The 7,860-nt window shown below is 73.9% G+C and carries 7 protein-coding genes; 4 read left to right on the forward strand and 3 right to left on the reverse strand.

The window, feature by feature from the left end:
- Together ACFV8H_RS35935 and ACFV8H_RS35940 are read left to right on the forward strand one after the other, a co-directional pair.
- The coding region (locus tag ACFV8H_RS35935) for a sensor histidine kinase (protein WP_380408232.1) at positions 1-819 on the forward strand (819 nt) is incomplete at its 5' end.
- Entirely contained in the window at positions 816-1,424 is a 609-nt protein-coding gene (locus ACFV8H_RS35940) for a response regulator (RefSeq protein WP_380408233.1), read from the forward strand. The genes ACFV8H_RS35935 and ACFV8H_RS35940, both read left to right, overlap by 4 nt.
- Before the next feature lie 67 nt (positions 1,425-1,491).
- Here ACFV8H_RS35940 and ACFV8H_RS35945 read toward each other — a convergent pair whose 3' ends face one another.
- The 3 genes from ACFV8H_RS35945 to ACFV8H_RS35955 all read right to left on the reverse strand — a co-directional run bounded on the left by ACFV8H_RS35945 (position 1,492) and on the right by ACFV8H_RS35955 (position 5,171).
- The gene (locus ACFV8H_RS35945) at positions 1,492-2,805 is read right to left on the reverse strand and encodes an ATP-binding protein (protein WP_380408235.1); all 1,314 of its coding nucleotides are present in this window, start codon (positions 2,803-2,805) and stop codon (positions 1,492-1,494) included.
- Entirely contained in the window at positions 2,805-3,506 is a 702-nt protein-coding gene (locus ACFV8H_RS35950; protein WP_380408237.1) for a response regulator transcription factor, read from the reverse strand. The genes ACFV8H_RS35945 and ACFV8H_RS35950 overlap by 1 nt, the downstream gene beginning before the upstream one ends.
- 81 nt (positions 3,507-3,587) lie before the next feature.
- Positions 3,588-5,171, reverse strand: coding sequence for an alpha/beta fold hydrolase (locus tag ACFV8H_RS35955; RefSeq protein WP_380408239.1), 1,584 nt, complete (start codon positions 5,169-5,171; stop codon positions 3,588-3,590).
- 185 nt (positions 5,172-5,356) lie between these two features.
- Between ACFV8H_RS35955 and ACFV8H_RS35960 the strand changes: the two genes are divergently transcribed.
- A complete protein-coding gene (locus ACFV8H_RS35960; RefSeq protein WP_380408241.1) occupies positions 5,357-5,806 on the forward strand; it encodes a VOC family protein in 450 nt (149 codons plus the stop codon).
- 38 nt (positions 5,807-5,844) lie between these two features.
- Positions 5,845-7,563, forward strand: coding sequence for a recombinase family protein (locus tag ACFV8H_RS35965; RefSeq protein ID WP_380408243.1), 1,719 nt, complete (start codon positions 5,845-5,847; stop codon positions 7,561-7,563).
- The last annotated feature ends 297 nt before the right edge of the window (positions 7,564-7,860 follow it).

Consider the following 7,860-nt stretch of genomic DNA (forward strand, 5'->3'; position numbering starts at 1 on the left):
GCCGTGCTGTGGCGCAAGTACACCGTCCCCGTGGTGGCCGGCGGCACCCTCGCCGCCCTGCTGCTGCCCTGGGCGGTGCCCGCCTGGCACACCGGGCCCGGCGGGTTCCAGGCGCTCGCCCTGCTGTTCACCTCGCTCACCTGCGGCGCCTTCGCCGAGATCGCCGCCACCAACCAGGCCCTGGTGGCCGCCCGGGCCGAGGTCGCCCGGCTCGCCTCCGAGGCGGAACGCAACCGGATCGCCCGCGACCTGCACGACCTGCTCGGCCACTCGCTCACCGCGATCACCGTCAAGTCCCGCCTGGCCCAACGGCTGGCGGTCAAGGACGTGGACCAGGCGGTGGCGGAGATGAGCGCCGTGGAGACGCTCTCCCGCCAGGCGCTGGCCGACGTACGGGCCGCCGTCTCCGGCTACCGCGAGGTCACCGTGACGGGCGAGCTCGCCCGCGGCCGCGAACTGCTGCGCGCCGCCGGGGTGGTGGCCGACCTGCCCTCGGCGGCCGACGCGGTCGGACCGGACCAGCGCGAACTCTTCGGCTGGGTGCTGCGGGAGGGCCTCACCAACGTCGTCCGGCACGCCCGGGCCGCCCGCTGCTCGGTGCTGCTGACCGCCACCTCGGTGGAGATCCGCGACGACGGCCGGGGCGCGGCGGGCGGCCCCGGCGCCGGGCTGGTCGGCGGCGGCAAGGGGCTGACCGGGCTGCGCGAACGCGTCGCGGCGGCGGGCGGTACGGTCGAGGCCGGCCCGCTCGACCCGCGCGGGTGGCGCCTGCTGGTCACCGTCCGGCCGCCCGACTCCCGCCCCGAAGGGACGACATGACGATCCGCCTGCTGCTCGCCGAGGACCAGGAGCTGGTCCGTACCGCGCTGCGCGCCCTGCTCGACCTGGAGGACGACTTCGAGGTGGTCGCCGCCGTCGGACGCGGTGACCAGGTCGTCGAGGCCGCCCGCGAGCACCGGCCGGACGTCGCCCTGCTGGACATCGAGATGCCCGGGCTGGACGGCCTGGCGGCGGCCGCCGTGCTCGCCCAGGAGGTGCCCGGCTGCCGGGTGGTCATCCTCACCACCTTCGGCCGGGCCGGCTACCTGCGCCGGGCGATGGAGGCGGGCGCGCTCGGCTTCGTGGTGAAGGACGCCCCGGCCGAGGTGCTGGCCGACGCCGTCCGCCGGGTCGCGGTGGGCGAGCGGGTGGTCGACCCGGAACTCGCCGCGGCCACCCTCGCGGCCGGCACCTCCCCGCTCACCGCCCGCGAACGCGACGTCCTGAACGCCACCCGCTCCGGTGCCGGAGTCGCCGAGATCGCCGGGAAGCTCTACCTCTCCGAGGGGACGGTCCGGAACTACTTCTCCTCGGCCATCGCCAAGACCGGCACCCGCAACCGCACCGAGGCCCTGCGCACCGCCGACGAACGCGGCTGGCTGTAGCTCCTCACCCGTCGGCCGTCGCCCCTCACCCGCCGGGCGTAGCCCCTCACCCGCCGGCCGTAGCCCCTCACCCACCGGGCGCCGGGGGCAGCCGGAAGCCGACCTCGGCGCCGCCGGAGGGGGCGGCCGTGGCGAACACCGAGCCGTGGTCGGCGGCGACCAGGTCGTGGACGATGGCCAGGCCCAGCCCCGAGCCCGGGGTGGACTGGGTGCCGGCCGCGCGGTAGAAGCGCTCGAACACGGCCTGCCGGTCGCCCGGGGCGATGCCCGGCCCCTGGTCGCGCACGGCCAGCCGGCCGCCGGTGACCCGGATCTCCACCGGGGTGCCGTCCGGGCTGAACTTGACGGCGTTGCCGACCAGGTTGTCCACGCAGCGCTGGAGCGCGCGCGGGCGGGCCAGCACCGGCACCGGCCCGTCCGCCGTGACGGTGATCTCCCGGCCGGTGCGGCGGCGGAAGCGGCGGGCGCTGTCCTCGGCGGCGGCCAGCAGGTCGACCGGCTCCGGGGCCTCCGCGGTCCACTGGTCGGTGGCCAACTCGACCAGCTCGCGCACGAGTTCGTCCAGTGCGACGGTCTCGGTGACCAGCGTGCCGAGGATCTGCTCCTCGTCCTCGGGGGCGAGCCGGCCGCGGGCCCGCTGGAGGAGCTCGGCGCAGCCGCGCACCGAGGTCAGCGGGGTGCGCAGCTCGTGGCTGGCGTCCTGCACCAGGCGCTGCTGCTGCTCCCGGGAGCGGCGCAGCGCGCCGACCATCGCGTCGAAGGCGCGGGTGAGGCGGCCGACCTCGTCACGCCCGGCGGCGGGCAGCGGGGTGGTCAGGTCGCGGGTGGTGGTGATGTGCTCGGCGGCGTGGGCCAGCCGCCGCACCGGGCGCAGGATGCGGCCCAGCACGAGCCAGCTGAGCAGCGCGGAGCCGACCGCCGCGGCGACACTGGTCCAGGTGATCCGCAGCAGGAAGGCCTCGTCGACGGCCGTCACCCCGGCGTAGGTCTGGCCGACCGTCACCGCGCCCCGCCCGTCGGAACGGGCCTTGGTGAGCAGACCGTACGGGGTGCCGTCGATCTCGATGTCCTCCTGGTGGGAGCCCTGCCCGGTGCGGGCCACCTCGCGGGCCCGGTCCGAGACCGGCAGCGCCGCCGCGCCCGGGGTGAGCGGGCGGGCGGTGCCGTCGGGGGCCAGCAGCTGTTCGACGGTGTCGGGCCGGGGGAGCGGGACGCGATCGAGGTCCACGGCGGCGAGTACGGTGTCGGCCCGGTCGACCAGGCTCAGGTCGAGCTGGTCGGCGACCAGGGTGGTGACGCCGCGGTAGGCGGCGACGACCGGCACGGCGATCGCGAGCAGCACGGAGGCGAGGACGACCAGGCCGATCCTGGCGCGCAGCATCAGGCGGTCCGGGCGGTGTAGCCGACGTTGCGCACGGTGTGGATCAGCCGGGGTGCGCCGTGCTCCTCGGTCTTGCGGCGCAGGTAGCCGACGTAGACGTCGAGCGAGCGGGAGTCGGTGTCGAAGTCGTAGCCCCAGATCCGCTCGTAGATCTGGTACCGGGTCAGTACGGTGCCCTGGTTGCGCAGCAGCAGCTCCAGCAGGTCGAACTCGGTCTTGGTGAGGTCGAGCGGGCGGCCGCCGCGGTGGGCCCGGCGGGCGGCCGGGTCCAGGGCGAGGTCGTCGAGGCCGAGGTCGGCGCTCTCGGCGCCGACCGGCTCGGTGCGGCGCAGCAGCGCGCGTATCCGGGCGAGCAGTTCCTCGGTGGCGAAGGGCTTGGCGAGGTAGTCGTCGGCGCCCGCGTCCAGCCCGGCGACCCGGTCGCCGAGCTGGTGGCGGGCGGTGAGGACCAGGACGGGCAGCCGGTCGCCGCGCCGGCGCAGCATCCGGCACAGGGCGAGGCCGTCGAGCCGGGGCATGACCACGTCCACCACCGCGAGGTCGGGGCGCCGGTGTTCCAGGAGCTCCAGGGCCTCCTGGCCGTCGGCGGTGGTGAGCACCCGGTAGCCCTCGAAGCGGAGCAGGTGGTCGAGGGTGTTGCGGACGCCGGGGTCGTCCTCGACGACCAGGACGGTGCGCCGGGCGGCGGTGGGATCTGTCATGGCGTCATCTTCGCTGGTGGCGGGCGTGGTCATGGCGGTCGGGGGGCGGTCGGGGTGGGCCGTCGGCGGCTCGGTGCCGGGTCAGCGCGGGACGGGGACGACCGGTACCGGCGGGACGCCCGCCACGCAGGAGGTGTCGCCGACCTCGCCGGTGCGGATGAAGCGGCCGGCGATCTCCAGGGTGCAGCCGGTGGACTCCATCTCCGGGACGTGTCCGCTGTTGGGCACCGAGACGAACGCGCTGTGCTTGAACTGGGCGGCCGCGCGGCGGGAGTTGAGCTCGGGGGTGTTGGTGTCGAGGTCCCCGGAGAGCACCAGGACGGGGACGTCGGGCACGTTCCGCAGGTCGGTCGGCTGCGGGCGGGCGGTGCCCCGGCGCGGCCAGTTCAGGCAGTTGTCCCCGCCGTCGGTCTGGCCCTCGGCCCAGCCCTTGGCGCTGAACGCCCCGAAGTCGGCCGGGTCGGTGGCGGCCAGGGCGGCGCGGTACTGGCGGCGGCGCTCCGCGACCGGGGCGTCCTGGTCCCAGGCACGGGCGTAGTCGTTGCAGGTGACGGCCAGGAAGGAGGCCTGGTCCTCGGTGCCGGTGCTCTCGATCTGGCCGCGCACCAGGGCGGTCAGCGGCGCCTCGTCACCGGCGGCGAGGGCGTGCAGGGCGGCGGGCAGGGCGCCGAGCAGGCCGGGCTCGCCGGGGTGCAGGCCGATGCCGCGGGTGGCGGGCTCGTACATCAGGTTGGCGAGCTTGTCCTCGGTGAACGCCACGGTGCGCTTGCGGCCGTCGACCGTGGCGGTCACCTTGAGCGGGCGGGTGCGCAGCCGCTCGGTGACGGCGGCGAGGTCGTGCACCACGGTGTCCGGGTCGCAGGAGCCGCTGCGCTCGCAGATCCGGCGCAGCGTCAGCGACACCTGCTGGGCGCCGGGGCGGGCCAGCGAGTCGAAGGCGAGCGGGTAGGCGCCGGACAGCACCATCCGGTCGACCCGCTCGGGGTGGCGGTCGGCGTAGACCGGCATCAGGTAGGTGCCGTACGAGAGGCCGTACAGGACCAGCTTGGGGGCGCCCAGGCGCTCCCGGGCCGCGTCGAGGTCGTCGGCGGTGGCGGCGCTGGTGTAGCCGCGGGCGCGCGGGCCGAGCTCCTCGGCGCAGTCGGCGACCAGCTCGCGCTGGTCGGCCCGCGGGGCCCAGCGGTACTCGGCCTCGGTGACGTCGCAGGGCAGTCGGCCGGAGCGGCCGGTGCCGCGTGGGTCCAGCAGGAGCAGGTCGTAGTCGTCCAGCACCCCCTGGAGTGCCGTGCTCACCTGCCCGGCGCGGTCGATCATGGTCTCGCCGGGGCCGCCCGGGTTGAGCGCGATGGTGCCCAGGGCCGGGCCGGGGCGGCTGTGGCGCACCACGGCGTGGCTGACGCCGATGGTGCCCAGGCCGGGCTCGTCGGCGACCAGCGGGCGGCGCATCGTGGTGCAGTCGACCCGGTGCCCGGGGACGGTCGGGCACCAGGCGGGCCGGCCCTCGGCGCCCGCGGGCGCCGCCTGGGCGGGGGAGGGGAGGGCGCCGATCGGGAGCGCCGTGGCGAGGACGGCCAGCGCGGCGGCGGCCAGGCCGCCCCGGCGGGCCCGGTTCGGGGCGGTGGTGGTGGTCGGGGTGCTCGGGGTGGTCTGGGTGTTCGCGGTCATCGCGGTGCCTTCCTGGCGTCCTGCGGTCGGTGTGGGAACGACCTTGCCGGGGGCTCGTCAGGCGTTCGGCAGAGCGATGACAAAGGCGTGTAAGAACTCTCACCGGCCGTGGCGACCGGGCCCGGACGCGGGCCGGGGTGCGGCCGCGGACGCGGATGTCGGAGCGGGGCGGTACGGTCCTGGTCATGGCAGCCCGGATCGATCTGACCCTCGACTGCGCGGACGCGCAGCTCCTCGCCGCGTTCTGGCGGACGGCCCTGGGGTACGTGGACGAGCCGCCGCCGCCCCCGTTCCGCACGCGCGCGGAGTGGCTCGCCCAGTTCGACCCGCCGGAGGACGACTCGGCGGACGACGGCGCCTGGCTCTGCGACCCGCAGGGGGTCGGCCCCCGGCTGTCCATCCTCCGGGTGCCCGAGCCGAAGCGGGCGAAGAACCGGCTGCACATCGACATCCGGGTGCCGGGCCACGGCGGTCCGGCCGAGCGCTGGGCCCGGGTCACCGCGGAGGCCGCGCGGCTGGTGGCGGCGGGCGGGCGGGTGCTGGCGGAGGCCGACGGGCACCACGTGGTTATGGCCGACCCCAACACTCCGGACTACCAATTCTGGAGTGACCCCCGGTGTCGACCGCCACCCTGACCCGTGACCAGCAGGGATCGCCCCACTCCCACGGGAGTATGACCACTGGCAGCCTGCCCGGGACCGAGGGCACCGTTTCTACCGGGACGCTGCGAGGCGTCCGCGCAATCCGACTGTCCGTCCTTACAGACGAGACGACCAGCCCCGAGCGACAGCGCGAAGCCGACGACATTGCCGCCGCCGCGCTCGGTATCGACTTCGGCGAGGGTGACCAACTCCGCGAGGCCGTCGACCTTGACGTGTCGGCGAGCAAGACCGGCCCCTTTGACCGTCCCCAGCTCGGCCGGTGGCTGAGCAACCCGGAAAGCTTCGACGCCCTTGTGTGGTGGCGCTTCGACCGTGCTATCCGGTCCATGGCCCACATGCACACGCTCGCCGAGTGGGCCAGGAAGCACCGAAAGGTGTTGGTCTTCGCCGAGGGCATCGGCGGGGGCCGTCTGGTCTTCGACTTCCGCAACCCCATGGACCCCATGGCCGAGTTGCAGATGCTCATACTGGCATTCGCCGCGCAGGTCGAATCGCAGAGCATCAGCGACCGCGTGACCGGTGCCATGGCAGCACTGCGCAGGATGCCGCTCCGGTGGCGTGGTGGTGGTCGCCCCCCGTACGGCTACATGCCCGCCCCCATGCCCGCGGAACACGGCGGGGTCGGCTGGACCCTGGTGCCCGACCCCGAAGCGGTCGAGGTGATCGAGCGCATCGTTCGTGAGTTGCTGGACAAGCGCACAGCGTCCGCTGTTGCCGCCGGTCTCAACGCGGACGGCATTCTCAGCCCGCGGGACTACTGGGCCGACAAGATGGGCCGGGAGCGGGGCGGCAAGACCGGCGGGGCCAAGGGGCAGCACGTCGTCCGGGAGAAGTTCCAGTGGACCCCCGCGGTCATCACGCGCATGCTCCGGAACGAAACGCTTCTCGGCTGGAAGATGCACAAGGGCAAGCCCGTCCGGGACGCCGAGGGCAACCCGATCATGGCGACGGAACAGCCGATCATGACCCGCGAGGAGTTCGACCACGTCGGGGCGCTGCTGGACTCCCGTAGTCAGAACGTCGGGGACCGACAGGACACTGACGCGCTGTTGCTGCGCGTGATCCACTGTGACGCCTGTCATGGGCGTATGTACCTGAACAAGCAGGCAGGCAAGACGTCCACCTACAAGTGCAACAGCCACGCCCGGGGTGAGCTGTGCCAGTTGCCGGCGAGCGTTCGCGGTGATTGGGTGGACGACTTCGTAACCGCCGAGTTCCTGCGCCTGGTCGGTCCCGTTCCGACCAAGCACGTCGTAGAGATACCCGGGTACGACCCGAAGCCCGAACTTGACGCCACTGTGGCGGAGTTCCGCGAGCACCAGGAACAGAAGGGGCGCCAGAAGTCCAAGCACGCGGCGGCCGAGTGGCAGGCACGGGCCGATGCGCTGGACGCTCGGATCGCCGATCTGGAGACCCGCGAGAAGCGCGAACCCCAGCGCGTCGTCACGCCCACGGGCCGGACCTACGCGGACGAGTGGGCCGAGGCCGACACGAACGCCCGACGGGCAATGCTGGTCGACGTTGGCGCACGGCTGGAGGTCAAGCGGGGCACGCGCGGCGGGTGGCGGAAGCTGGACATGCGCCGGGTCGAGTTCACGATCCGTGGCGAGCTTGACCCCGCGGTGGAGGAGTTGGCGGGGCTCCGGGAAGTGTTGACCATGCCCATCGGTACCGCTCCGGCGTCGGGTACCAGCGTCCGGCTTGCCGAGCCCGTCAAGGCAGCCGCGTAGGGCGGGGGTGGTGACGGGTGACGCAGATGACGGAGAAATCAGTTTTCTTTAGACAGCGGGTGTCTAAGTAAATAACTGGTTTTGGCCTCATCTGCGTCACCCGTCACCACCCCGGGAGATCGCCCCACTCTCCAAGGAAGTAGGGGCGGGTTACCGCGCACCCCACAGACGGGAACCGGCGGACCGAGCCCCGCCCCTACAACCGACGCTCTGCCCGTGCACCACGCACCCTCTCGGGGGGGGGGGGGGGGGGGCGATGACTTTATGAAGACCGCGGGGACCCACCAGCCCAATTAA

This window comes from Kitasatospora sp. NPDC059827 (assembly GCF_042731675.1).
Taxonomy (GTDB): domain Bacteria; phylum Actinomycetota; class Actinomycetes; order Streptomycetales; family Streptomycetaceae; genus Kitasatospora.

Excerpts from the sequence above, each read along its gene's own strand:
- ACFV8H_RS35950 (WP_380408237.1), bottom strand. The coding sequence starts at position 3,506 with ATGACAGATCCCACCGCCGCCCGGCGCACCGTCCTGGTCGTCGAGGAC.
- ACFV8H_RS35955 (WP_380408239.1), bottom strand. The coding sequence starts at position 5,171 with ATGACCGCGAACACCCAGACCACCCCGAGCACCCCGACCACCACCACC.
- ACFV8H_RS35960 (WP_380408241.1), top strand. The coding sequence starts at position 5,357 with ATGGCAGCCCGGATCGATCTGACCCTCGACTGCGCGGACGCGCAGCTC.
- ACFV8H_RS35945 (WP_380408235.1), bottom strand. The coding sequence starts at position 2,805 with ATGCTGCGCGCCAGGATCGGCCTGGTCGTCCTCGCCTCCGTGCTGCTC.
- ACFV8H_RS35940 (WP_380408233.1), top strand. The coding sequence starts at position 816 with ATGACGATCCGCCTGCTGCTCGCCGAGGACCAGGAGCTGGTCCGTACC.
- ACFV8H_RS35965 (WP_380408243.1), top strand. The coding sequence starts at position 5,845 with ATGACCACTGGCAGCCTGCCCGGGACCGAGGGCACCGTTTCTACCGGG.